This is a genomic window from Roseibium sp. (assembly GCF_051016195.1).
Lineage (GTDB): Bacteria > Pseudomonadota > Alphaproteobacteria > Rhizobiales > Stappiaceae > Roseibium.
Genome location: NZ_CP134616.1, coordinates 2,325,346 through 2,349,699, shown reverse-complemented (window position 1 = coordinate 2,349,699; position 24,354 = coordinate 2,325,346). Strand labels below are relative to the sequence as shown.

Here is a 24,354-nt window from a genome sequence, read left to right as displayed (position 1 = left end):
TCCATCACCTAGCGTTGAGAGGCCGTTTTCCGGCGGCCGAGCCGCGCGAGACCCGCTAGCAGTCTTAAGAGCAGGAAACCCGCCAGTGCGCCGATACCCGCACTGAGAAATCCGGCAGCCGTTACCGGAATGGCCGGCTCGTAGTCTTCCGCCGTTGCCTGTGCAAGCTGGGGATCAAATCCCCGCGCAACCACGAACATGCGCCCGACCGGTCCGGCTGTTTCAAGTGCGGCCCGCTGCCGTTTGAGCCCCTCAAGCCGCATGTCCGCTATCGCCATGCTGTCGCCACGTGCCCTGACAAAGGGATCGTCAGAAGACTTTTGTCGCTCAATCGCTTCAGGAACGGTCAGACCGAATGCCGACGCGTCGCGTCTGAAATCGGCAAGGATGCCCTCAAGCGCATCGATCGCCCCTCCGAGGCGCTGCCGATACTGCTGCGAAAACTCAGGAAGCTGTGACGTCGCCGTTCCGCTCACCAGCATGACAAACACAATCAGGATCCTGAACATCACGGTCTCCGCGCCCGGTCTGCCGGACGGCAGTCAGTCCTGCAGGCTGATGATGCCTGCTTCGCCGGTTTCGGTTCCGAAGACCAGCCGCGCGCCGTCCGAATCCCAGTCCATCGCAGAAACCGGGCTTTTTCCGGGCCGGCGCAATTGCACCTCTGCCTTGTCTTCGAACCTGCACATTGACACCGAGCCGTCCTGGTACCCGATGGCAACAACATCCTCCTTGGGATGACAGGCCACGGCAGACACCAGAAGTTCGGTCCGGGCACCCAATTGAAGCGGTGTCTGCCCCATGGGGCCGGTTTTCCCGTGAAAGGGCCACAGGATCGCCGCGTTGGCACCCGACGTTGCCAGGTACCTGCCCTTGAAGGACCAGCTGAACGATTTGACCTTGGCCGGATAACCGGACATGCGCATGTCCTGGGCGTCCGACAGCCGCCAGCCGTGCAGGGCATTTTCCTGCATTGCCGTGACAAGGAATCGTCCGTCGGGTGAAAAGCTGATCCCCAGATGCGCACCTTTCCAGGAAAGCTCGGTCGGTGGTCCGTCGGTTCCGGCCCACCACAAAGAAGCGCCGTCGTACCGCGAAACGGCCAGGCGCGTACCTTTCGGCGCAAACGCCAGCCCGCCGACCGCGCGTTCATGCGCGAACTCCTTTTCGCGCCCGTCACTGAGACACACCCAGGCAACACGCCCGCTCGCAAAGGCGATCGCCCCGGATGGACCTGTCGCGATCAAGTCGATCCACTTGCGCGGCCGCTCAGCCACAAGCTCGGTGGTGGCATCGGAGCCGCAACGGTAGATACATCCGTCATCCCCGGACGTGAGCAGGCCGGTCCCGTCCTTGAAAGGTTCGGCCGCCAGCAGACCGGCCTTGTGGGGCCGCAGCTTTTTCAAACCCTCGCCGGAAAGGGTGACGTCGCCCTCTCCGGAAGCGAAGAAGGCGGATGATTTCAAAAATCCGGCGCGGACCACGAAGCCGTCCACGTCCACAGGTGCAATTGTCGGCACGCGTTCGTTCTTCCTTGTTATGCCGCGCAGGCCTGGAAACTCTGCTTCAGGACGTCCCAGTTGAGATCCCGTCCGATGAAGACGAGCCGGCTTTCGCGCGGCTCACCCTCTTTCCAGTCGCGCTGATGATCGCCTTCGACGATCATGTGAACACCCTGGATGACATATCGCTGGGGATCGTCCTTGAACGCCAGAATGCCCTTGAGGCGCAGGATGTTCGGGCCCTGCACCTGCGTGACCTGGCTGATCCAGGGAAAGAACATATCGGGATCGAGATCACCGGCGGTGAGCGAAATGCTCTTCACCGAATGGGGCGCCTCGTCGTGATGGTGATGGTGATGGTGATGGTGATGATCGTGGCCGTGATCATGGTGGTGGTGATCATGGTCGTGATCGTGATCGCAGTCCGGACCGCATTCATGGGCGGCATGGCCGTGCTCCAGAAAATGGGGATCCAGCGACAGGATCCGATCCAGATCAAACGCGCCCCGGTCCAGGACCTTGGCAATCTCGATGCCGCATCGCTCGCTCCGGTGCAGCACAGCGTAGGGATTAATTGAACGGATGCGCGCCTCGACCGTTGCCAGCTCTTCGGGCGTGACGAGATCGGTCTTGTTGATCAGGATCACGTCGGCGAAGGCGACCTGGTCCTCGGCTTCCTCGGTATCTTCCAGCCGCTGCAGAACGTGGCGCGCATCGACGACGGCAACAACCGCATCGAGTCTCGCGGAGGCGCGCACATCGTCATCCATGAAGAAGGTTTGGGCAACGGGTGCCGGGTCGGCCACGCCCGTTGTCTCCACGATGATGGCGTCGAAGGCTCCTTTCCGTTTCATCAGGTTCTGAACAGTCCGGATCAGATCACCGCGCACGGTGCAGCAGATACAGCCGTTATTCATCTCGAAGATTTCTTCGTCGGATTCGACCAGCAGATCGTTGTCGATGCCGACCTCGCCGAATTCGTTGACGATCACGGCGTATTTCTGCCCGTGGTTTTCGGTAAGTATCCGGTTGAGGAGCGTGGTTTTTCCGGCGCCGAGATATCCGGTCAGAACGGTGACCGGAATCTGTGCCTGGGCGTCCTGGGTCGCGGTCATTGCGAGGGTTCCTGGCCTTGTTGATTTGCTCTGCCTGTCGGGAAACAGGTGCGTTGGCCGCGAATATAAGCACATCGCGCGGCAATTTGGAGAGACTGCGGGAAAATTCCTGTAATCGTTAGGGGCAGACCTTGCAACAGCGAACGCCTCTGCGGCGTTCCGGGCTTTTCACGCAGCGGACCGGACGCTAGGTTGACGCAAAAATCAACGGCCTGAGAAGACGAACGAAAGCGAGCAGCGGATGTTGAAAACAATCAGCGGATTTGACCGCATCGGCGAGGAAAACGCATTCGCCGTTCTCGCGCGCGCGACTGAACTGGCCGGCCAGGGCCGCGACATCATCAATCTCGGCATCGGCCAACCTGATTTCAGAACGCCGGAACACATCGTCGAAGCAGCAATCAAGGCGCTCAGGGATGGCCAGCACGGCTATACCCCCGCCACCGGAATTGCACCCTTAAGAGAGGCCGTTTCGGCAGACCTTCTCAAGCGCCACGGCGTTGAAACCGACCCCCGCAATGTGCTCATCGTACCGGGCGGCAAGGTGACCATGTTCATGGCGATCCTGATGTTCGGCGAACCGGGAACCGAGATTCTCTACCCCGACCCCGGTTTTCCGATCTACCGGTCGATGATCGAGTTTACCGGGGCACAGCCGGTTCCCGTCCCGATACGCGAGGAAAACGACTTTGCGTTTTCCGCCGAGGAGACGCTGTCGCTGATCACGGACAAGACCCGTCTGCTCATTCTCAATTCACCCGCGAACCCCACTGGCGGCGTGACGCCGAGGTCCGAAATCGAAGCGCTGGTCAAGGGGCTCGAGGACCATCCGGATGTCGCGGTGATGTCAGACGAGATCTATTCGCAGATGACCTATGACGGCATGGAGCACGTGTCGCTTCTCGGCTTCGAGTCAATCCGGGACCGTTTGATCCTGTTGGACGGCTGGTCAAAGACCTACGCCATGACCGGCTGGCGCATGGGTTTTTCCCTCTGGCCGGACAGCCTTGCGGACAAGGCGCGCAAACTTGCCGTAAACGCCTGGTCCTGCGTCAACGCACCGGCCCAGTTCGCCGGCCTCGCCGCACTGACGGGTCCGCAGACGGCGGTTGAAGCGATGGTCGCGGAATTCGACGCCCGCAGGCGCGTGATCGTCGACGGGCTCAACGCGCTTTCCGGCATCTCCTGCCGCACGCCGCTCGGGGCCTTCTACGCGTTTCCGAACATCAAGGACACAGGCTGGAAGGCCAAGGAACTTGCCTCAGCCCTGTTGGAAGAAACCGGTGTTGCAACTATCGGAGGGCCCGACTTCGGGATTCTAGGGGAAGGATACATCCGTCTTTCTTATGCGAACTCCACAGAAAACATTATTTCCGCACTTGATCGGATCGGCGCGTTTCTGGATCAATAGAAAAAAACCAGCGATTACTGCAATTTAGGAAAATTGGCGGTATTTTACTATTAAAAACACTCAAAACTGGCTGAAATAACAAATGAATGTACCGATTTTATTAAGTCTTTCCCTGTCAAAAATTACGTAAGGGCATCAACGAGTGCCGGGATGACGGGAGGAAGTCCGGTGGAAAATGTCACACTCGATCTGCAGCAGTCTTTCGGCGGATTGAACGAGGCTGTTCTGGTCACGAATCCGGACAGGATCATTGTGTTCGCAAACGCCGCCATGGAAAAGCTCCTGCGCGTCAGCCACGACGATCTGATCGGCAATACGACAAAGCCTTTCTTCGCCGACCCGGCGCAGTTCGACCGGATGGCAGAGCTTTATCAAAGACCCTCGGACCAGAAGAACCGCAGGATGTATGCCATCGAAGCGGTTCTCGGCGATGGCTCCCGCAAACAGCTGGAAGTGGTCAGTGCACCGCTGTTCGACGCCTCCCAGAATCTGGCTGGTCTCCTGTTCATCTCGCGGGATGTCAGCGACCGCAAACAGCTCGAATCCCGGTTGAGTGACCTTGCGCTCACGCTGGAGGACGCCCTTGATGCGATCTTCGAAGGCTTCGCGATCTATGATGCCGAAGACAGGCTGATCATCTGCAACGACATGTACCGCGAAATCTATGCCGAATCGGCTCCGGCAATGTTCCCCGGAAACCGATTTGAGGACATCCTTCGCTTCGGGCTGCGAAAGGCTCAGTACAACACCGGCGGTCTGGATGACGAAACCTGGCTCGCCAACAGGCTGCAACAGCACCATGCAGCCGACGGGTCGGTGATTGAGCAGCAGCTTGAGACGGGCCGCTGGCTCCGGATTTCCGAAACCCGGACGAGCACCGGCGGGATTGTCGGCATCCGGGCGGACATCACGGAACTGAAAGACGCCAAGGCGCTGGCGGAGAAAGCTTATCGCAATCTCCATCTCATGGCGGACAGCATGTCCGCCTGCGTCGGCGAAGTCGATCTTGAAGGCAAGTGCCTGTTCCTGAACAAGACAGGCTGTGCCTGGTTCAACGGAACTCCACAGGAGCTTTTGGGAACCCGTCTTAGAGAACGGCTGCCCTGGAAGGAACGCGACAGCGTCCGGTCCCTGTTCATGGAAGCGATGAACGGCGAGAAAGCCTCCGCCGAGATCGGCATGCATTTTCCCGATGGCGTCAACCGCGAGTGCCTGATGGACTGCAATCCGCGTTTCAACGACGAGGGTGAGGTTGACGGTCTTGTGGTCGTGATCTCGGACATCACGGACCGCAAGAAAACGGAAAGGACGCTTGCGGAACTCTACGCCATCACGTCGACGAGGGAACTGGGTCACGAGGACAAGATCGCCGAAATTCTCCGGCTCGGGTGCGACCACTTCGATCTGCCGATCGGCATCATCAGTCATGTGATAGGCGAAAACTACACGATCACCCACGCCCAGAGCCCGGGCAACACGGTCCAGCCCGGCCAGTCATTCGAATTGAAGGATACCTTCTGCACCCTAACGCTGCAGGCGGACGAACCCGTCGCGACGGGTCACGCGGGGCAATCGGAATTCGCCGGTCATCCCTGTTACCGGCTGTTCGACATCGAAACCTATATCGGTGCCCCCCTGCTGGTGGACGGGATCATCCACGGAACGATAAACTTCACGGGCAGGGATATCCGCAAGCGGTCGTTCACGTCCGCGGACATACAGATCATTCGTCAGTTCGCCGACTGGATCGGCCACGAAATCGCGCGCCAGCGCGACCACCAGGCCCTGATGGATGCGAAGATCCGCATGGAGCGTATTGCGAGCATTGACGATCTGACACAGATCCTCAACCGGCGCGCCTTTCTTGAAAAAGCAAATACCGAGATCCAGAGGTTCCGCCGGACGAAGCAGGTATTCACCGCCGTCATGATGGATATCGACCACTTCAAGAGTATCAACGATCAGCATGGCCACGCAGCCGGCGACGATATCCTGAAGCTGTTCACACGCACGATCAGCAAGGAATTGCGATCCGTCGACATATTCGGGCGGGTCGGTGGAGAGGAATTCTGCCTGATCCTTAGCGGCACGGGTCTGGAAGACGCGTTCACGGTCTGCGAGCGTTTGCGCAAGAAAATCGCCCGGTCCTGTCAGGACCCGAGGCTTTCCCAGGTGGTGACCTGCAGCATGGGACTGGCGGTCTCCGGGCGCGAGGATGTCGAGTTTTCCTCGCTCATGCAGAAGGCTGATACGGCGCTCTACCAGGCAAAATCAACCGGACGCAACAAGTGTGTCATGCACGACACGTCACCCGATTCAATCGCCGTCTAGTGCGGTGAATTTGAAGTTCGCATCATTGCTTCTGCAGACTGCGAAGCGAACTTCAAATTCGTAAACCGCACTCGAAACATAGACTTGCTAGTCACCTTCTTGAATCTGAAGTTCGTTCGAAACACGCTGCAAAATGAGTCGAACTTCAGATTCAGCTGACTAGAGCTTGATCTAATCGGCGAGCCGCTGTGCCAGGCGCACACCCGGCGGAGGTGAACTCTCGCGAATTCGGAGTTCCGGTTCTATCACGATCGGTTTGTTGGGAACCCGGTCGCCTGCGATCTGCCGCAGCAGCGTCAGCGCGGCGAGCCGGCCGATTTTCTCCGGCTGGTTTGCAACGGTTGTAAGCGCCGGCGTTCTTGCATCGGCGCCGTCGATATCGTCATAGCCGGTAATGGCCATGTCGGGACCCGGCTCTACGCCGGCCCGGCGCAGCGTTGTCATCATGCCGAACGCGACAAGGTCATTGAAGCCGACAATTGCCGTCGGCCTTTCCTCCGCTTCGAGAATCCGTGGAACCGCAGACCGTCCGTCCGCCTGCGTCATCAGCTCCGGCAGATCGACCTGGCCGGCCGGATCGATCCCCGCCTCCTCCAGGGCTTTTTTCCACCCCTCGTGACGGAGCTTGCCGGTGGAGCTGTCCCTGCGTCCGCCGACCATGCCGATCTTGCTATGTCCCTGTGTCAGCAGGTGCTTGGTGATCTGGTAGGTCCCGGCAACATCGTCCCCGCGCACGCACGGCGCCCACACTCCGGGTACTTCGCGCGCGACCAGCGTGACCGGAATACCCTGGTCGACAAGCCGGTTGATTTCTTCCGCCGTCGTGCCGACCGAGGGACACAGGATCAGACCATCCGCGCGGTGCTGCAGCAGCGTGTTGACGAAACCACGCTGTCTTTTGGCGTCATCGCGGTGATTGCAGATGAAGATCATTTGTCCCTGCTCTTCGAGCACATCCTCAAGAGCGGAAAACACCTCGGCGAAATACGGATTCAGGATATCATGCACGGCAACGCCGACGATCTGACTGCGCGAGGTGCGCAGGGAAGCCGCGGACCGGTTGTAGATGTAGCCGATCTCTTCAGCGGTCTGTTTGACCTTCTCCCGGGTATCCTCGGCCACGAGCGGACTGTCCCGCAGGGCGAGCGAAACGGTCGCGGTCGAAATGCCGAGCGCGTCGGCAATATGACCGAGCGTTAGTCGTTTGCCTGGCTTGGGCGGAAGGTCTCCGGAGGAGGGCTTGGCGTCTTTGTCTTCGGACATTCAGTGGTCTCTATTCCCGCATCAGCGGCGTCAACGAGCGATAACGCCCCCGGCCGCTGCGGTAAACAGAACAATAGTAGCGACCCGTCAACGAAACCTTGAGGCCGTCCCGCCTTGCAAAATAGGAAGGACGTCCTGCAAGTGCGTCGCGTCAACGTGCCTGCGGCGCCGATTCGTCAAACTCTTCTCTCAGGTTCACGACAACGCGCCTGTTTTGAGACTGACACTCGATCGAGGAGCAGTCCGTCACCGGCCGCTCGACACCATAGCCCTTGGACCACACACGTTTCGGGCTCACGCCAAGACTGACCAATTCCGCCATGACGGCATCGGCTCTCTGGGCGGACAGCGTTTTCTGGGCCGCCTCGCTGCCCGGATCATCGGCGTGCCCCTGCACTTTCACCAGCCACTTGTTGTTTTGTTTCAACCAGTCGGCCTGGTTCTTGATTGTCATCTTGGCTTCTTCGGTCACGACCGCAGAACCCCTGTCGAAATAGACACGGCGTCCGACATTGATGATGAATTCTTCTTCGGAACCGGTGGAGATCTGACCGAACCCGGCTGCCGGTGCATTCGTGACGTTCGGCGACGAAATGCCCCCTGCGGAATTACAGGCGGCAAGCCCCGCTCCGCAAAAAACAATGATCATGAAACTCCGGCCCCATTGGCCAAACCAATTAAACAAGAACGCCCCCCAAGACTAACCTATTCCCCAAACGTGCCGGCGTTAGCCGGCACTTGCACCAAGATGTTCCAGAACCAGCACACCCGTGCCTTTCGGACATCTCTGGTAAAGATCGATGATGTCTTCCGGCAGCATGCGGATGCAACCACTGGAGACGTCATGCCCGATACTCCACGGTTCCAGGGTACCGTGCAGCCGGTAGCCGGTGTCGCTGCCGTTGTTGTAGAGATAGAGCGCCCGCGGACCGAGCGGATTGTTCGGCGCACCGCCCTCCACTCTGCGCGGCAATTCCGGCTGACGCTTGAGCATTTCGGGCGGCGGCACCCAGCGCGGCCAGAGCGCCTTGCGGTCGATCCGCGCGCGGCCGTACCATTTAAAGCCTTCGCGCCCGACGCCCACGCCGTATCTCAGTGCCGTGTTGTTTTCCCAGACCCAGTAGAGAAAGTGGTTCTGGGTATCGACCACGACCGTTCCCGGAGGTTCGTCGCTGAAATACTTGACCATCTGGCGGCGCCAGACCGGGTCGATCCGGTTAAGGTTCGTCCGGCGGTACTGAAAGCCGTTGTCCTGCTCATAACCGTTGAAATAAGCATTGGCGGCAGCGTTGGCCTGCGCCAGCTGCGGCAGTGCGAAGGTTCCCGCAACAGCTGCGGCACCTCCTAGAAAAGTTCGGCGATCCATTGCCATCCCATTCCTCCTAAACAGGTTGGTGACCAGTTGTCACCCGGGGTCCACGCCAGTGGCCATTAAGACGGAAACTCACGCGACCCGTCAACCGCCTAGCAAACATTGTCCGCATCCACGGGGACGGCGAAACACACCTATCGGCAATTATGACGACCCCGTTCAGATACCGCGTACGCTCTCCTGACATAGACTGTAGAGCCGGGAGCCGGCAACAATCATCGTTCCGGCGACAGTGCTGTTCTGTAACTTACAAACCGGGAGTGTGAATATTCGTCCAAAAGCCTGTCGCTTTCGGCACGCGTTTTGTGAGAACGTGAGGCCGACAAAATTGGGTGAAGCGGGAAACGGGATGCCGGTAACGGAAATTGAGACCTGGCTTGGAAGAATGTCCATCTGCGAAAGCCAGGAGGCCATTACCGAGGTGCACTGGAACGGCCCCGCGGGCCAGGATGAAACGCCACTGCTTCGCGAGGCGGCAGCGCAGGTGAACGCCTATCTGGACGGAAAACTTGAGACATTCGACCTGCCGCTGGCTCCGAAAGGCGGTGACCTGCACCAGACCGTTTTCCAGGCGATGCTTGCCATCCCCTATGGACGCACCCGCACCTATGGCGATGTTGCAAAGGAACTCGGAACCTATGGTCAGCCGGTCGGTCAGGCCTGCGGCGCCAATCCGATCCCGATCATCATTCCCTGTCACCCCATATTGTCCGCCAACGGTCTCGGCGGTTACTCCGGCGCGGGCGGGCTCGACACCAAGATCGCGTTGTTGAAGCTTGAGGGCGGATATCCTTTTCTGGTCTGAGGGCAAACGCGCACCTTGTGGACGTTTTTCGCGACCGTGTTGAGAATATTTTCAATGCCTGAGACTATACCGCGATTGAATTTCCGGCGGGACGCAGCCGCCCTGAAACGCATTGTTGCTGTCGCGCAGTCAGACTATCGTCGCGTCGAGCAGATCATACCGGCCCGGGAGCAGCCATGAGCGGACTACTTGCCTTACTCGATGATGTCGCGGCCATTGCGAAAGTTGCAGCCGCCTCGCTCGATGACGTGATCGGGCAGGCCGCCAAGGCAGGTTCCAAGGCCGCAGGCGCAGTGATCGACGACGCTGCGGTAACACCGAAATACGTGACCGGTTTCAAACCCGCACGCGAATTGCCGATTGTCTGGCGCATTGCCAAGGGTTCGCTCAAGAACAAACTGCTCTTCCTCCTGCCGGTCGGTCTAGCGCTGAACGAGTTTGCCCCCTGGACGATCACGCCCCTGCTCATGCTTGGCGGAGCTTATCTGTGTTTCGAGGGGGCGGAGAAGATCCATCACCTTTTCTCGCACAAGGAAAGCCACGCGGACCTTCCTCTGGAGGAAGCCGTTGATGCGGTCCACCTTGAGGAACAGAAAGTATCCGGCGCGATCAAGACCGACTTCATTCTGTCCGCCGAAATCATGACGATCGCCCTGTCGGAAATTCCGGAAAGCAATATCTGGATGGAGGCCGCGACGCTTGCGGTTGTCGCCATCGGCATAACGGTGATGGTCTATGGATCCGTTGCGCTGATCGTCAAGGCCGACGATGTCGGCCTGATGATGTCCAACAAGGGACGGCTGTCGCTCGTGCGTGCGATGGGCCGGGGCATCGTCAAGGCGATGCCCGGCTTCCTGAAAGTCCTGATGGTCGTCGGCACTGCCGCGATGCTTTGGGTCGGCGGCTCCATCGTCATCCACGGCCTGAAAGAGCTTGGGGTCAAGGGCATCCACAACACGATCCATGACATCGCTCATGCAGTCGCCCACTCGGTTGGTCAGTTCGAGGGCTTCGTCGCCTGGGCGATGACCGCCACCCTCGACGGAATTCTGGGCCTGATCCTCGGGCTGATCCTGATCCCGATCGTCGCCAGGATCATCCTGCCGGTATGGAACGCCGTCCGGAAAAAGCCGGAAGAAGCCGGCGAACACTGATTGCAGGGCCAAACCGGAAAACCGTTTGTATCAGCCGGTCAACCGATTGCGGGCCGCAGAAACCAGGATTGTTCCTGACCGGAACACCGGTCTGCCAACGACCCGTATATGTCGACGCTCGATAGCGGGTTGATCTCGAAGTCGTCATCGTAGAGCGCACGAATATCGGTTTCGGGAACGGCAAACGGGGGCCCTTCCATGTGCGTCTGGTCATAGTCATAGGTGACGAGCAGTTGCGGCAGGCCACCGCACAGCCGGCGCAGGTGTTCGGCGTAGCCGGCACGCATGCTGGGCGGCATTGCGACCAACGCCGCGCGATCATAGACAGCATCGGCCGGACCAAGGTCTAGGGTACGGAGCTCGAAAAAATCGCCCTGCCACAGGGCCAGCCCCGGACCGGAGTATCGGCGAAGACCGCGCACCTGCTCTATGTTCGGAGTGATCCCCAGCCGCTCGAACACGGCTTCGATTGCTCCTGCATTCAGCTCGCTCCCGCTGACGCGGCAGCCCTGCGCGAGCAGCCAGTCGATATCCACGGTCTTGCCGCAGAGTGGCAGAAACACATGTGCGCCCCGCGCGAGTTTCAGGACAGGAAAATGCCGCTCCAGATGCAGATTGACGTCGCCTTCGTGAAACGCGGTCTTGCCCTCGCGCCAGCGGCTTTCCCAGAAAGTCGGTTCCATCTGTCCACCCGTTCGATTCACCTTTCAGCGGAGGCTTGTCAAAATACATGAGCGCCGAAGATACGCCAGAAATAGACAAGCGACAGCAGTCCGCCGAAACCGACGACCAGGATGCGCAGAAAGCGCTGGTTCACGGACCGCGCCCATTGTCCTCCGGCATACCCGCCAACGGTGCTGCCCGCCATCATCGTGATTGCCGCGGTCCAGTCGATCAGTCCGCCAATCCCGAAAATGACGATACTGATAATCGTAAAGTTCGTCGCGAGCAGGTTTTTCATGCTGTTGGCTGCGTGGAAGTCCGAATGCCCGATGATCTGCGCAATGGCAAGCAGGATGATCCCGAGACCGGCACCAAAATAGCCGCCATAGATCGAAACCAGAAAAAGCACGCCATATACGGCAATGGAAGTCTGTGATTCTCCCGCCAGTCGGACAAATGCCCGGCGCATCGGCTCTCCGAGCGCGAACAGCAAGGTCGCTGCCAGAAGCAGGAACGGAACCAGGAAGAGAAAGGTCTGCGGGTCGGAGACAAGCAACAAGACCGAGCCGGTCGCCGCACCCGCGCCCGAGACAATGCTCAGTTTGACGAGCAAGGCGCCACCGTTGCGAAGCTCTTCTCTGTAGGCCATCAGAGCGGCCGCATTGGAAGGAAGCAGCCCGAGAAAGTTCGTGGCGTTGGCAACCACCGGCGGCAGTCCGGGGACCATGAGCGCCGGAAACGTGAACAAGGTGGCACCACCCGCAATCGCGTTCCACGCACCCCCGACAAGTCCGACGCCTAGCAATATTGCAAGATCCGTGAAATCCATGTCCCAGCCTCATCAATTGACAGCAAGGCTAGGCGAGCTATTTTCATAAATAAAATGAATTGAATTAAAGCTAACTATGAAAAAAATCGAACAGCTTTCCTTGAACAGCGACCTCTTGCGCGCTTTCGTGACGATTGCCGAGCAAGGGCATCTGACACTTGCGTCCGAACGATTGAACCGGACGCAGTCGGCCTTGAGCGTACAGCTCAAGAAACTTGAAACCGGGCTGAACGCAAAACTCTTCGAGCGTCGTCCCAAGGGCATGAAACTGACACCGGACGGCGAGAAGCTCCTGCCGATCGCGCAAAGTGTTCTGGCTGATCTTTTCCGCGCCCAGTCGTTGTTCGAACACCCATTGCGGGGCAAGGTGCGCGTCGGCATCCCCGACCACTATGACGACATGATCTTTGAAACCGTTCTTTCGGACTTCGGCCGATCCTACCCGCTTCTGGACATATTCGTGCAGTCGGGCTGTTCCGCCGGCTTTCCCGCCGCGATTGAGGGCGGCCAGCTTGATGTTGCCGTCGTCGCCACACCAGAGCCGGGTGCAAGCGAGCTTCTCGAGATAGAGGCAAATCTCTGGGTGGAGAGTGACACCTTCGACCACGATCCGGGGGAACCGGTTCCGCTCGCGGTTCTCGACAGGGGCTGTTGGTGGAGCAGATTGCCTGTTGCTCTCCTGTCGAAGCAGGAGCGTGCCTTCAACGTCAAGTTCAAGAGCGAGAGCTTTTCAAACCTGCGCTGTGCCATCCGCGCGGGGCTCGCAATCGGTGTGTTGCCTGCGCGCGCGGTTCAATCGGGAATGCGTGTTGCACGACCTGAGCGGGATCTCCCGCAACTGCCCGCAATGACCCAGTCCCTGATGGTGTCACCAGACGCTCCGCCCGAGATCACCGGGGCAATTGCCACCGCGCTCAGGCAGGGTCTCGTTCAAGGCGGCGGAGGAGCCTGACGGCACCCCTCCACCAATTCATGCGGTTCAGAACAGCATGAACCCGAAGAAGACGATCACGGCGGCCATCGTGATCCAGATCAAGAACGCGTTGAAATACTCCCGGCGCGAACCGAAACCGCTTTTCAAAGCATCAAATTTCACGGGCCCGAACCCGGACATACGGCCTGAACGTCCCGAGGCCTTTTGAAAACGGCGACGCAAATCCGCCGCCTTCCGGGCCCCCCTTTCCTCGTTGATCGTCTGATAGGTCATGGTTACTCCGATCTCTTCAAAGACCAATTCTGCTTGACCATTGAAATGGGTTGAAGGCCGGATCATTGCAAATGAGCGTTTTGTAATCTCCCGGTGAACAGCGGTGTACTTGCGGCTGTCACACAGACCTCGTAGGAACTGGAAGCCCTGACCAAGTTGATTGCAGAATGCGCACGAACCCCTCCTCCGACTCTTCCACTGGCAACACCAGCGCTCTGACTGCGGGTGCGGGTCCGACACTTTCGGAAATCACTTCGGTTTCGCTCAAGGTCGGCCTGCTCTCGTTCGGCGGCCCGGCGGCGCAGATTTCCGTCATGCACCAGGAATTCGTCGAGAACCGTAAATGGCTCTCCGAGGAACGCTTTCTGCATGCACTCAACTACTGCATGCTGTTGCCCGGACCTGAGGCGCAGCAGCTCGCGACCTATTGCGGCTGGCTGAGCGGACGCATGCTCGGGGGCCTGATCTCCGGAGTGCTGTTCATTCTTCCCGGTGCCATCGCAATGGCGATTGTCAGCTACATTTACGCAGCATTTGGCGAGATTTCGTTCATTTCGGCGCTGTTCTACGGGATCAAGGCAGGTGTGCTTGCCATCGTCCTTCAGGCCCTGATGAAGATCGGAAAAAAGGCATTGAAGACCCGTCTGTCCTGGTTCCTCTGCGCCGCATCCTTCTGCGCGCTGTTCTTCGCCGCCATTCCCTTCCCTTTCGTAATCCTCGGCGCCGCGGCCATTGGTCTTCTGCTTGGCCGCGAAACCGATGAGCCGCCTGAAAGCGATCCTGGCGTCGCCACGACGACGCTTCTCAAGACGGCAAGAACGGTCCTGGTCGGGGTGCTGATCTGGATTGTGCCACCAATTGCCGCGATGATGTTTCTTGCCCCGGGAAATGTTTTCCTGGAGATCGCGGAATTTTTCTCGCTGCTCGCGGTGGTCAGTTTCGGAGGTGCCTACGCGCTCTTGAGCTACATGGCGCAGGTTGCCGTAGAGACGAAATCCTGGATCACGGCAGGCGAAATGCTCGACGGCCTCGGCCTCGCCGAAACGACGCCCGGCCCGCTCATTCTGGTCACGCAATTTGTCGGTTTTCTCGGCGGCTGGCGCGACCCTGCTCCCTTTTCACCTCTCGCGGGCGCCCTGCTGGCTGCCGCGATGACCACATGGGTCACGTTCGCGCCGAGTTTTCTGTTCGTGCTTGCAGGGGCGCCCTGGATGGAAAAACTGCGCGGTAACAGAAAGCTTGCACGGGCATTGTCGGCGATCACGGCAGCGGTCGCGGGCACGATCCTGAATCTTGCGGTCTGGTTCGCCTTGAACGTCCTGTTTTCTGAAACCGGAACCCGGGTAGTCGGCCCTTTCGAAATGACCTGGCCTGACCCCGGCTCTCTCGACCCGGTCCTTGCAGGAATTGCCCTGATCGCTGCGTGTCTCGTCTTTCTTCTGAAGAGGGGCATTGCCACGGTTCTGGCCGTCACCGCGATGATGGGCCTTCTGGCAAGACTGGTTTTTGCCTGACGGGGCTTTCACCAGAACCATCATGGCATCGCCGGTGCGGAGCCGCTTTCTGAAGATCAGGCGCCCGAACTCAGGCGGCGGTCAGCGCCTTACCCTTGCCGGAACCCGCCTTCTTTTCGGCCTCCGGCGTTTCCTCGCCATCCGTGTCGAAGTCGTTCTCGTGCTCAGGATCATCGTCGACGGCGATCGAAAGATTCTTTTCCACCTGGCGAAGCAGTTTCCGCAACTTCTTCCGGTCCTTGTCATCCAGACCCGACATCGCTTCCCGTTCAAGGCGTTTCCAGGCCTTGTCGACCGAGGCGACCAGTTCCCGGCCTTCGTCCGTCAGAAAGACCCGCGCCAGGCGGCCGTCTGTATCGGACACTTGCCTGCGCACATAACCTTGCGCGGACAGGCGGGTCACCATCTTGGTAACGGTCGGCGGCTGAACGCCCAGTGCCAGTGCCAGCTGGCTCATGGTGCGTCCGTCGGCGTCAGCCAGGACTTTCAGGACAAGCTCCTGTCCCGGGTGCAGTCCGATACGCATGAGATGTGCTCCGGATCTGGCTCTTTGGGCTTTTGCCGCCTGGACCAGCCGAAACGTGATGCTCTTTTTGTAGTTGAAGGCCATTGCCTGTCCCCATTCCAAGATCAGCCCGAATCAATCGACGCTGCAACGCGGCAGAAACCTAGCCGGAGAATTTAACCGTCGAATGACATTATCAAGATGGAGAAATTTTTTTCAAAGCCGCCACAACAGATGTTCTCTCGCCGGCTAAACAAATCAGGCATCCGCTATCAAGGATCCGGCCAGGAACGGGATCGCGAGTGTCAGAACGGCCACGACGGCGAAAGAAGCGCCGAGGGAAAAGATCTGTCCGATGAACCCGAGGATCGGCGGACCGAACAGAAACGCGCCGTATCCGAGCGTTGCAACCGAGGCCAGTGCCTGTCCCTTCGAGATCTGCCTGTCGGCCGCCGCACGTGACATGGCAAGCGGAAACAGCACCGCGTAGCCGATCCCCATGATGAAACATCCCGCCCAGACGACTCCGATGTTCCATCCGGACACCAGCAGGAGACCGCCGATGAAAGCGACAAAGCCGCTGACACGTGCGACCGGCACGGGGCCGTAGCGCGCAATGACCCGGTCCCCGGCAAGTCTCATGATCACCATCGCGATCGAGAAGACGGTGAATGCCGTGGGCGCAATTGCTTCCGAATACCCGAGATCGGTGATCTGGTAGAGCGCAGCCCAGTCGGTCACCGCCGCCTCGCCCAGCGCGGCGATCAATGCAATCAGCCCCGCAAGGAGCAGCGCGCCCCTCGGGATTGCAAACAGCGGTGCTTTGCCCCGCTCTTCCGCCGGACCGGGCTGCTGCGGCCAGCCTTGACGCAGGCCCCAGAAAAGAATGGGGATCGAAAGCACCGCCCAAAAACAAAAGTGCTGGGCAACGCTCAACTCCAGCTGGATGGCAAGTCCTCCTGCCGCCGCGGCGGCGCCCGCTCCCAGACTGAACAGGCCATGAAATGACGACATCACAGGCCTGCCGAGCACCGTCTCGACTTCCGCGCCCCACCCGTTCATCGACACGTCAAGAGAACCAAAGGCAAAACCTGCCAGGAAGAGGGCCAACGCCAGCAACGTGACGGAAGGTGAGACGCCGACAAGCGTGAAGGTGACAACCGTTGCAACAGCCGAAACCTTGGTGACGGCCGCGGGTCCCTTCTTGTCGATGAACGCACCTGCGATCGGAAACGCGGCAAATGCCCCAAGCGCCAGGACCAGCAGGAGCACACCGAACCAGCCCTCGCTCAAGCCCGTCGCCGCCTTGATATCGGGAATACGGGACGCCCAAAGACCGATGAAGGTTCCACACATGAAAAAGACCGCCGAGACAACCCGGCGCGCTGCGACCGCCTGCATGATGTGACCTGATACCCGGGACCTGAAATGTCTCGAAAAGAAAGTGCCGTCTGTCGGCTCTATCCTTTCCCGACAGACCTTTCAACGCAAATCGAAGCGGGAGGACGGCTCAGGCCACGAGGGACGCCAGCAGAGCCTCGGCGTCACTCGCTCTTTGAAGCGCGGACTGATAGGCCGAGGCAGCTTCACGGCCACGCGCATCCGCACTTGACGGATCGTTGCCGGATCTGTTGGAGGGCGCACCATCACCACCTGAGTTTGCTTCTGAACCGCTCGCACGTGCTGTCTCGCCGCCTCCGTCAGTGCCCTGGAGTTCTTCCGCTTTCGCCTGGCGGGCTTCCGCCTGCGCTTCTGACAATTGGGACCGTGCCAGCTGCGCTACTTTAAGGTCCTGTGATGACGGCTCTGCAGGGGCAAGGGCTGCACGGATCACGATCTGCATCTTGCGGATCGTCTCCTGGGGTGTCTTTTCCTTGCCGGTATCGATCTGCACCTCACCGCCGATCGCATAGCGCTTTCCGTCCGGTCCCTGCTGGAAGGTGTAGCTCGGCGCCCCGGCATAGGGTCCGCCGACGCGGGCGTGCGCCTGTTCATGCGCCCGCACCTCGCGGTCCCGCTGGGCAAGTTCCTGAACCTGCTTTTCTTCGGCCTCGTTCAGCCCGTCTCCGTCCGGATCATCTTTCTCACCGGTTCCGCCCTGACCCTGCGCAGGATTTGCACCACCTTGCGCTGAAGCGGCGGTGCCGGTACCACCCGCCGCAGTCTGTTGACCGGTAGAACTGTTTGCCGCGTCTTCGTCAGCTTCCGCTTCGGACGATGTGGCTCCACGATTTTGGCCGTCGGTCTGCTCTGTGCTTTGCAAGGCAAGAACCGCCTGCGACGAAAGGATCGGTCCGGAATTGCGCCGGGCGGATTGGACGGAAGCACTCGCCAGGCTGTCGCGCACATTTTCCCGTTCCCGGCCGGAAACACCTGTCCCCAGACCAGGCTCAAGTTCGCCTGCGACACCATTGCCTCTCAAAAGGTTCGCCGGCGTGTTGGACAACAAGGCGCCGATCATGGGCACGATGTTCGCAAAGAGGAGTCAGCAAATTCTAAACGGGGGTTAAGTTACCTCGATCATTTGTTCGTGAACGCTTAACGGATTGTTGTCCCTTTCGGCCCGCACTTGCCTGGCGCGGCGCGCTGTGCAAATGAGACATCAGACACACCAAAGGCAGGACATCTACATGCAACCCCCGCGCCACTGGCACCACATGACAACGGAGGACTTCAACACGCCTTCCCGCGACACATGGATCGCGGTCCTGCCGATTGCCGCGATTGAACAGCATGGCCCGCACCTGCCGCTTGTCACCGACACGGCGATCGCAGAAGGGCAAATAAGGCGCGTCCTCGAACTCTTGCCTGACAACCTGCCGGCCACCTTCCTTCCGGTCCAGACCATCGGCAAGTCGGACGAGCACATTTCGTCGCCGGGGACGCTGACACTCTCCTGGGAAACAGTGACGAAATGCTGGATGGAAATTGGCGAAAGCGTCGCCCGGGCGGGTGTACGCAAACTGGTCCTGATCAACTCGCACGGCGGCAACGTGCCGATCATGGATATCGTTGCCCGTGAATTGCGCGTGAAACACGACATGTTCGTCACCGCGACCAACTGGTTGCGCTTCGGCCAGCCGGAGGGTCTGTTCCCGGAGGCTGAATTCACTTACGGAATTCATGGCGGCGACATTGAAACGTCCCTGATGCTGCATTTGCATCCGGACCTGGTGCGCATGGAGAGGGCGCAGGACTTCACCTCCCAACAGCAGTCCTACCTGAACGAGTTCAAGCACCTTCGCGGACACGGCAAGGCGCAGTACGGCTGGAAGGTCCAGGATCTCAATCCTCTTGGCGCCCTCGGCAACGCGCGTGCGGCAACCGCTGAAAAGGGACGGCTGGCCCTTGATCATGCGGCAATTGGGTTCGTCGAGCTGCTGCAGGACGTCGATGCGTTCGACCTTGCAAGGCTCTGGAACAGCGAAACCTGACCCTACGTCCGCCCTGCTGCATCCGCCAAGACAAAGCCGGCACAGTCACAACAACCTCAAAACACTTAAAAGTTGAATAGTCGCAGAACTAAGTTTTTCAGAAAAAACGCCCTGAACAAATGGGGTTATACATGTCAAATTGGCAGGTGCCTGGCGGCGACAGTTGACCTTCTCGCCTTGGGCGACACATTATTCAGATGATCATCAAAGGGGCGTTTTTCGAGCATCAATGAACCTGTCGATCCGGCAATTGGCGACCTTTCGAGAGGTCATGCGGAGTGGTTCCATTTCGGAAGCGGCCCGCACGCTTGGCCGGACGCAGCCCGCTGTCAGCTCGACAATCGCAGGTCTCGAAACCGAGCTTGAACTCAAGCTTTTCATGCGCGAGCAGGGTCGCCTCGTACCGACGCCCGAGGCGGAATTTTTCCTCGAGGAAGCCGAAGCCATCCTGAAGCGGCTGGAGACCTCCAAGCGGACACTGCGCGGTCTCGCCAACAAGGAACATGGCCAGCTGCGGATCGCCGGCATACCCGAAGCGGTTGCAGACTTTCTTCCCAACAGCCTCTCGAAATTCGTTGCCGACAAGCCCAGCGTGAAAGTTGCGCTTGCAAGCCGGTCGTCGTCTGAAATCGAGGAACTCATCGCTGCGCAGCAATTCGACATCGGCTTTTCCGAAACACCGCGGGCGCGGAATTCCTTCGATCAGATCGATTTCGACCTTGAATGCATGTGCGCTGTCCCTGCGACCGATCCCCTTGCGGCGAGAGAAGTGATCACTCCGGAAGAACTCGACGGGTATCCCTTGGCGCTTCTTCACTCCGAGCACAGGAGCCACAAGCAGACGCTTGCCAGGTTCCGCGATGCCGGCGTTCGCTTCAACCAGCGTTTCGAGCTGCAGACGGCCTTGCCCGGATTGCGGTTCGTGGAGACGGGACTGTGCGCGCTCATTTGCGACATGCTGACAGCCTACAAGGCCCAGGAGGAAGGGCGGAACGGGCTGGGCCCGCCGATGATCGTGTTCCGTCCGTTCCGGCCCCGTATCCAGAATGGCCTGTCCATTCTCACCCCGACGCACAGGCCGATATCGATCGTGGCGAAGGATTTTTGTGATTTCCTGAGTGCCGAAATGTCCAAGATGCGCACTGCGATGGTCAAGAAAAGCAACTGACCGCACCATCTGTGCGCGGTATCGAGGCGGCATGGCGTGTTGATCATTTTCTTGAAATTCAATCAGCTTTTGATGGTGCAAGCCGTCTGGCGCTTGCGCTCCGGGACCGGCATAGTCTGACGGTCACAATCAATGGGACCAACAAGCCGTGTCAGAAACACTCTTCGCGCCGAAAGGCGGTCACCCCGGACAGGATACCCTTCTGACGGACCGCGCCGTTTTCACAGATGCCTATGCCGTCATTCCCAGGGGAACGATGCGCGATATCGTCACCAGCTATCTTCCATTCTGGGACGAAACCAGGCTCTGGGTGCTGTCCCGGCCCCTGTCCGGCTTTGCCGAAACCTTCTCGCAATACATCATGGAAGTTGCCCCGGGCGGTGGCTCAGAAAAACCGGAAACCGACAGCGCCGCGGAGAGCGTTCTCTTTGTTGTTGAAGGCGAAGCGGCCTTGACCGTGAACGGCCAGGCATTCGAGCTTCGCGCTGGAAGCTACGTTTTCCTTCCACCGGCGACGGACTGGACATTCCGGAACAACAGCTCGGAAAACGTATGCTTTCACTGGATCCGCAAGGCCTACGAACCTGTTGAAGGTCTCGACGCGCCCGAGTTTTTTGTAACCCATGAAAGCGACAACGCTCCCGTGGCGATGCCCGGAACCGAAGGCAAATGGTCAACCACGCGTTTCGTGGAACCCACCGATCTTCGCCACGACATGCATGTCAACATCGTTACCTTCGAACCCGGAGCCGTCATCCCGTTTGCCGAAACCCATGTTATGGAGCATGGTCTCTACGTTCTTCAGGGCAAGGCCGTCTACCGTCTCAACCAGGACTGGGTCGAAGTCGAAGCGGGCGACTACATGTGGCTGCGTGCCTTTTGCCCGCAGGCCTGCTACGCGGGCGGACCGGGCCTCTTCCGGTATCTTCTTTACAAGGACGTCAACCGGCACATGCCCCTCCGACCCGCCGGCCGCTTTGATGCCGGCCGGTGACAAATGCAATTGTCCCTAGGGACAATATAAATGAGATCAATAGCTTAAAGCATGATACGCAGTCTTTCGGGATGCCGGATATCCGATGGCATCCCGGCTATGGAGAACATCAAGACAGGTCGTCATCATGCGGATTGTCATCAACGGGTTCGGCCGGATCGGCCGGACCGTCTTGCGTCAGATCCTGACCCAGCCCGACCGTTTGGGCGTTACCGTCGCTGCGATCAACGATATCGCTCCGCTTGAAACTTGCGCTTATCTTTTCAAGTACGACAGCGTCTTCGGTCCCTACCCGGGCCCTGTCGACGCCGGTGAAGCCTCGCTGACAGTCGGCGATCTGGAAATTCCGTTTACGCAGGAACCGGACCTGTCGACACGGGACCTTGAGGGCGTCGACGTGGTGATGGAGTGCACCGGCAAGGCGGATACGGACGAGATCGCCCGCCGCGGGCTTGAGGCCGGGGCGAGAAACATTCTGATCTCCGGCCCCTCGCGCGCCGCTGAGAGAACGCTTGTTCTGGGCGCCAACGAAGAAGATCTCGGCGAGCATCGGATTATCTCCAACGGCTCGTGCACGACCAACGCCCTCGCCCCGTTGCTGCGCGGCCTGGATGATGCGATCGGCATTGAATCCGGACACATGACCACGATCCATTGCTACACAGGCAGCCAGCCGATGGTGGACGCACCGCGTGGTCCGTTGGAGCGGAGCCGCGCCGGCGGCGTCTCGATGGTCCCGACCACCACGAGTGCAACGAAGCTTGTCGGAAAGGTCGTGCCCCAGATAGACGGGCGCATCACAGGCGCAGCCGTGAGGGTGCCAACCATCAGCGTGTCGGCCGTCGATTTGACCGTTACCTGGAAAAGAGCGGTCAGCGATGCGGTCAACGACCTGCTGCAGCAGATCTTTGCCGGCAGTCCCGTCATCGGCTTTACCGGAGATCGCGTCGTGTCGACCGATATGCGCACGCGGCCGGAATCGCTCGTGATCGCACTGCCCGAAACCCTGTCGGCCAGTGACCGGCAGGCCCGCATTTTCGGCTGGTACGACAATGAATGGGGTTTTTCGCGCCGGATGATCGACATGGCGCGGCTCATGTCCGAGCGCTGAAACACCTTGACGTCAACCCGGTTGCGCGCGCCTCTCAGCTCTCAATCGTTTCCACGACATGAGGCGCCGGAAACCAGAACTCCTCCAGGTTGTCGCCGTCTCCGATCCGGTCGACCACCACGAACCGCCCCGGTTTTCCAAGGGGCGCCAGCACGCCATGCCATGTTCCCCGGTGAAGATTAATGGATTGCCCCGGCTGGCTCACGAATGCCTTCAGATTGACCGGCTGACCGGCTTGGTCTTCTGCCACGACAACCAGCATCGGCACTCCGTCCACCGGCACGAACGCCTGACTGCCATCCGGGTGCCGCTCGACCATGTCCACGGTGTAAGGCAATGTTCTCGCCTTGGCGTCGAACAGGCTTATCCCGGCGCGGCCCGATCCGAAATCCAGGCGGGCGAGATCGTGGAACCGGCCGCACATGCCCTGATTGATGATCTTGTCGGGCGACCCATCAGGCTCGATCACGTCCCCGAACGGCGCGAATGCCTCTGCCGTCAGGACCCTTGCGGTGATTGTCGTGGCGCTCACGAGAACAGATCCTTGAGGCGATGGCGGGCGATGCGTTCAACCTGCCGGCAGGCCTCGGCGAACTCCGTCTTCCCGTCATGGTCGATGCGCTGCTGGAACGCTGCCAGGATCGTCGCCTTGTCGTGATCCCGAACCGCGATGATGAAGGGAAACCCGTGCTTGTCGACATAGGCGGCGTTCAAACCCGTGAAGGTGACCCGTTCTTCGTCAGTCAGGAGATCCAAACCCGCACTTGCCTGTTCCGATGTGCTCTCAGCCGTGAGACGCCCGGCTTGCGCCAGTTTTCCGGCAAGATCCGGATGCGCTTTCAGCACACCAAGACGCTCGTCGCTGCTGGCGGACCGGAACATGCGGCAAAGCGCATTGTGAATACCCGCTGCGCAGTCATGCGCCGGTCCGAGTTCCAGATCGAATGCCCGCTCCGCAATCCACGGGGAATGCTCGAAGATGCCGCCGAATCGGCCGATGAATTCGTCACGTTGCATGCGGCTCGGCCGCATTGCCTGCTGTGGCGGCTGGTGCTTTGCCCAGTGCTCGGCAATCTCGATCCGGCGCGGGCACCAGACACCTTCACGGGACTGGATGTGGTCGATGAATTTCCGGAGCGCCATGATCTTTCCGGGCCGCCCCGCCAGGCGGCAGTGCAGGCCGATCGACATCATTTTCGGCGTATCCGTCTCGCCCTCGGCATAAAGCGCGTCAAACGCGTTTTTCAGGTAGTTGAAGAAATCATCACCATCGCTCCATCCCGGTGACACGGAAAAGCGCATGTCGTTGGCCTCGAGCGTATAGGGGATGATCAGCTGGTTGCGTCCGGCAATCTCCAGCCAGTAGGGCAAATCATCGTCATAGGTATCGGAGATGTAATCGAACCCGCCTTCTTCGGCGACCAGCCGGACGGTGTTCTCCGAACAGCGGCCCGTGTACCAGCCGCGCGGACGCTCGCCCACGACTTCCGTGTGCAGCCGGATCGCCTCGGCGATCGCAGCCCGTTCCTCTTCGTCCGGCATGTCCTTGTGTTCGATCCACTTGAGACCGTGGCTAGCGATTTCCCAGCCGGCCTCCTTCATGGCTTCAACCTGTTCGGGATTGCGCGCTAGCGCAGAGGCCACGCCATAGATCGTCAGCGGGATCCCGGTGCGGGTGAACAGGCGGTGCAGGCGCCAGAACCCGGCGCGTGCGCCATACTCATACATGGATTCCATGTTCCAATGCCGCTGCCCGGGCCACTGCGCCGCCCCGGGAATGTCGGAGAGGAACGCTTCGGAGGCGGCATCGCCGTGCAATACGTTGTTCTCCCCGCCCTCTTCGTAGTTCAGGACGAACTGAACGGCGACCCTGGCGTTTCCGGGCCATTGGGGATGGGGCGGAAAGGGGCCATAGCCCCTTAGATTGCGCGCGTAGCGGTTCAAGACATGCCTCCTGTTTTCAAGACGTTATAGAA

The 24,354-nt window shown here is 59.6% G+C and carries 24 protein-coding genes; 10 read left to right on the top strand and 14 right to left on the bottom strand.

The window, feature by feature from the left end; genetic code table 11:
* Positions 1-8: 8 nt before the first annotated feature.
* The 3 genes from RDA78_RS10885 to RDA78_RS10875 are packed head-to-tail and all read right to left on the bottom strand — an operon-like array spanning position 9 to position 2,617.
* Positions 9-509 (bottom strand): DUF2937 family protein, encoded by a 501-nt coding sequence (locus RDA78_RS10885; protein ID WP_434055333.1) that lies wholly within the window; start codon positions 507-509, stop codon positions 9-11.
* Positions 510-542: 33 nt separating this feature from the next.
* The gene (locus tag RDA78_RS10880; protein WP_434055332.1) at positions 543-1,520 is read right to left on the bottom strand and encodes a WD40 repeat domain-containing protein; all 978 of its coding nucleotides are present in this window, start codon (positions 1,518-1,520) and stop codon (positions 543-545) included.
* A gap of 17 nt (positions 1,521-1,537) precedes the next feature.
* On the bottom strand, positions 1,538-2,617 hold the full coding sequence (locus RDA78_RS10875; protein ID WP_434055331.1) for a CobW family GTP-binding protein: 1,080 nt from the start codon (positions 2,615-2,617) through the stop codon (positions 1,538-1,540).
* 241 nt (positions 2,618-2,858) lie between these two features.
* On the opposite strand from RDA78_RS10875, the gene RDA78_RS10870 reads away from it, so the two are divergent.
* Positions 2,859-4,028, top strand: a complete 1,170-nt coding sequence (locus RDA78_RS10870) for a pyridoxal phosphate-dependent aminotransferase (protein WP_434055330.1) — start codon at positions 2,859-2,861, stop codon at positions 4,026-4,028.
* A gap of 168 nt (positions 4,029-4,196) precedes the next feature.
* Positions 4,197-6,359 (top strand): diguanylate cyclase, encoded by a 2,163-nt coding sequence (locus RDA78_RS10865; RefSeq protein ID WP_434055329.1) that lies wholly within the window; start codon positions 4,197-4,199, stop codon positions 6,357-6,359.
* Positions 6,360-6,530: 171 nt separating this feature from the next.
* Here the strand turns inward: RDA78_RS10865 and RDA78_RS10860 are convergent, their stop codons facing one another.
* The 3 genes from RDA78_RS10860 to RDA78_RS10850 all read right to left on the bottom strand — a co-directional run bounded on the left by RDA78_RS10860 (position 6,531) and on the right by RDA78_RS10850 (position 8,994).
* Positions 6,531-7,622: a LacI family DNA-binding transcriptional regulator gene (locus RDA78_RS10860; protein WP_434055328.1), complete on the bottom strand. Its 1,092-nt coding sequence runs from the start codon at positions 7,620-7,622 to the stop codon at positions 6,531-6,533.
* Between the two features lie 151 nt (positions 7,623-7,773).
* Entirely contained in the window at positions 7,774-8,271 is a 498-nt protein-coding gene (locus RDA78_RS10855; RefSeq protein ID WP_434055327.1) for an OmpA family protein, read from the bottom strand.
* 78 nt (positions 8,272-8,349) lie between these two features.
* On the bottom strand, positions 8,350-8,994 hold the full coding sequence (locus RDA78_RS10850; protein WP_434055326.1) for a L,D-transpeptidase: 645 nt from the start codon (positions 8,992-8,994) through the stop codon (positions 8,350-8,352).
* Positions 8,995-9,343: 349 nt separating this feature from the next.
* Here RDA78_RS10850 and RDA78_RS10845 point away from each other — a divergent pair, with 349 nt between their 5' ends.
* Together RDA78_RS10845 and RDA78_RS10840 are read left to right on the top strand one after the other, a co-directional pair.
* The gene (locus RDA78_RS10845; RefSeq protein ID WP_434055325.1) at positions 9,344-9,799 is read left to right on the top strand and encodes a methylated-DNA--[protein]-cysteine S-methyltransferase; all 456 of its coding nucleotides are present in this window, start codon (positions 9,344-9,346) and stop codon (positions 9,797-9,799) included.
* Positions 9,800-9,975: 176 nt separating this feature from the next.
* A complete protein-coding gene (locus RDA78_RS10840; protein ID WP_434055324.1) occupies positions 9,976-10,953 on the top strand; it encodes a DUF808 domain-containing protein in 978 nt (325 codons plus the stop codon).
* A 38-nt stretch (positions 10,954-10,991) separates the two neighbouring features.
* Here RDA78_RS10840 and tmpT read toward each other — a convergent pair whose 3' ends face one another.
* Both tmpT and RDA78_RS10830 read right to left on the bottom strand, forming a co-directional pair.
* A complete protein-coding gene (tmpT, locus tag RDA78_RS10835; protein WP_434055323.1) occupies positions 10,992-11,636 on the bottom strand; it encodes a thiopurine S-methyltransferase in 645 nt (214 codons plus the stop codon).
* Positions 11,637-11,674: 38 nt separating this feature from the next.
* Positions 11,675-12,445, bottom strand: coding sequence for a sulfite exporter TauE/SafE family protein (locus tag RDA78_RS10830; protein ID WP_434055322.1), 771 nt, complete (start codon positions 12,443-12,445; stop codon positions 11,675-11,677).
* A gap of 76 nt (positions 12,446-12,521) precedes the next feature.
* Here RDA78_RS10830 and RDA78_RS10825 point away from each other — a divergent pair, with 76 nt between their 5' ends.
* Positions 12,522-13,397 carry a LysR family transcriptional regulator gene (locus RDA78_RS10825; protein WP_434055321.1) on the top strand — a complete coding sequence of 292 codons (876 nt, stop codon included), beginning with the start codon at positions 12,522-12,524 and terminating at the stop codon, positions 13,395-13,397.
* A gap of 27 nt (positions 13,398-13,424) precedes the next feature.
* On the opposite strand, the gene RDA78_RS10820 is transcribed toward RDA78_RS10825, so the two are convergent.
* Complete coding sequence (locus RDA78_RS10820) at positions 13,425-13,652, bottom strand: hypothetical protein (protein WP_434055320.1); 228 nt, start codon at positions 13,650-13,652, stop codon at positions 13,425-13,427.
* 167 nt (positions 13,653-13,819) lie between these two features.
* Between RDA78_RS10820 and chrA the strand changes: the two genes are divergently transcribed.
* The gene (gene chrA, locus RDA78_RS10815; RefSeq protein WP_434055319.1) at positions 13,820-15,166 is read left to right on the top strand and encodes a chromate efflux transporter; all 1,347 of its coding nucleotides are present in this window, start codon (positions 13,820-13,822) and stop codon (positions 15,164-15,166) included.
* Positions 15,167-15,236: 70 nt separating this feature from the next.
* Here the strand turns inward: chrA and RDA78_RS10810 are convergent, their stop codons facing one another.
* The 3 genes from RDA78_RS10810 to RDA78_RS10800 all read right to left on the bottom strand — a co-directional run bounded on the left by RDA78_RS10810 (position 15,237) and on the right by RDA78_RS10800 (position 18,132).
* Positions 15,237-15,776, bottom strand: coding sequence for a MarR family winged helix-turn-helix transcriptional regulator (locus RDA78_RS10810; RefSeq protein WP_434055318.1), 540 nt, complete (start codon positions 15,774-15,776; stop codon positions 15,237-15,239).
* A 153-nt stretch (positions 15,777-15,929) separates the two neighbouring features.
* The gene (locus RDA78_RS10805; RefSeq protein WP_434055317.1) at positions 15,930-17,072 is read right to left on the bottom strand and encodes an MFS transporter; all 1,143 of its coding nucleotides are present in this window, start codon (positions 17,070-17,072) and stop codon (positions 15,930-15,932) included.
* A gap of 109 nt (positions 17,073-17,181) precedes the next feature.
* Entirely contained in the window at positions 17,182-18,132 is a 951-nt protein-coding gene (locus tag RDA78_RS10800; RefSeq protein ID WP_434055316.1) for a putative metalloprotease CJM1_0395 family protein, read from the bottom strand.
* A 169-nt stretch (positions 18,133-18,301) separates the two neighbouring features.
* On the opposite strand from RDA78_RS10800, the gene RDA78_RS10795 reads away from it, so the two are divergent.
* The 4 genes from RDA78_RS10795 (at position 18,302) to RDA78_RS10780 (ending at position 22,378) form a co-directional block, all read left to right on the top strand.
* Positions 18,302-19,105, top strand: coding sequence for a creatininase family protein (locus RDA78_RS10795; protein WP_434055315.1), 804 nt, complete (start codon positions 18,302-18,304; stop codon positions 19,103-19,105).
* Between the two features lie 229 nt (positions 19,106-19,334).
* Positions 19,335-20,273, top strand: a complete 939-nt coding sequence (locus RDA78_RS10790) for a LysR substrate-binding domain-containing protein (RefSeq protein WP_434055314.1) — start codon at positions 19,335-19,337, stop codon at positions 20,271-20,273.
* Positions 20,274-20,421: 148 nt separating this feature from the next.
* On the top strand, positions 20,422-21,267 hold the full coding sequence (locus tag RDA78_RS10785; protein WP_434055313.1) for a bifunctional allantoicase/(S)-ureidoglycine aminohydrolase: 846 nt from the start codon (positions 20,422-20,424) through the stop codon (positions 21,265-21,267).
* 127 nt (positions 21,268-21,394) lie between these two features.
* On the top strand, positions 21,395-22,378 hold the full coding sequence (locus tag RDA78_RS10780) for a type I glyceraldehyde-3-phosphate dehydrogenase (protein WP_434055312.1): 984 nt from the start codon (positions 21,395-21,397) through the stop codon (positions 22,376-22,378).
* Positions 22,379-22,412: 34 nt separating this feature from the next.
* On the opposite strand, the gene RDA78_RS10775 is transcribed toward RDA78_RS10780, so the two are convergent.
* Both RDA78_RS10775 and puuE read right to left on the bottom strand, forming a co-directional pair.
* On the bottom strand, positions 22,413-22,910 hold the full coding sequence (locus RDA78_RS10775; RefSeq protein WP_434055311.1) for an ureidoglycolate lyase: 498 nt from the start codon (positions 22,908-22,910) through the stop codon (positions 22,413-22,415).
* The gene (puuE, locus tag RDA78_RS10770; protein WP_434055310.1) at positions 22,907-24,322 is read right to left on the bottom strand and encodes an allantoinase PuuE; all 1,416 of its coding nucleotides are present in this window, start codon (positions 24,320-24,322) and stop codon (positions 22,907-22,909) included. The genes RDA78_RS10775 and puuE overlap by 4 nt, the downstream gene beginning before the upstream one ends.
* Between the last annotated feature and the right edge of the window lie 32 nt (positions 24,323-24,354).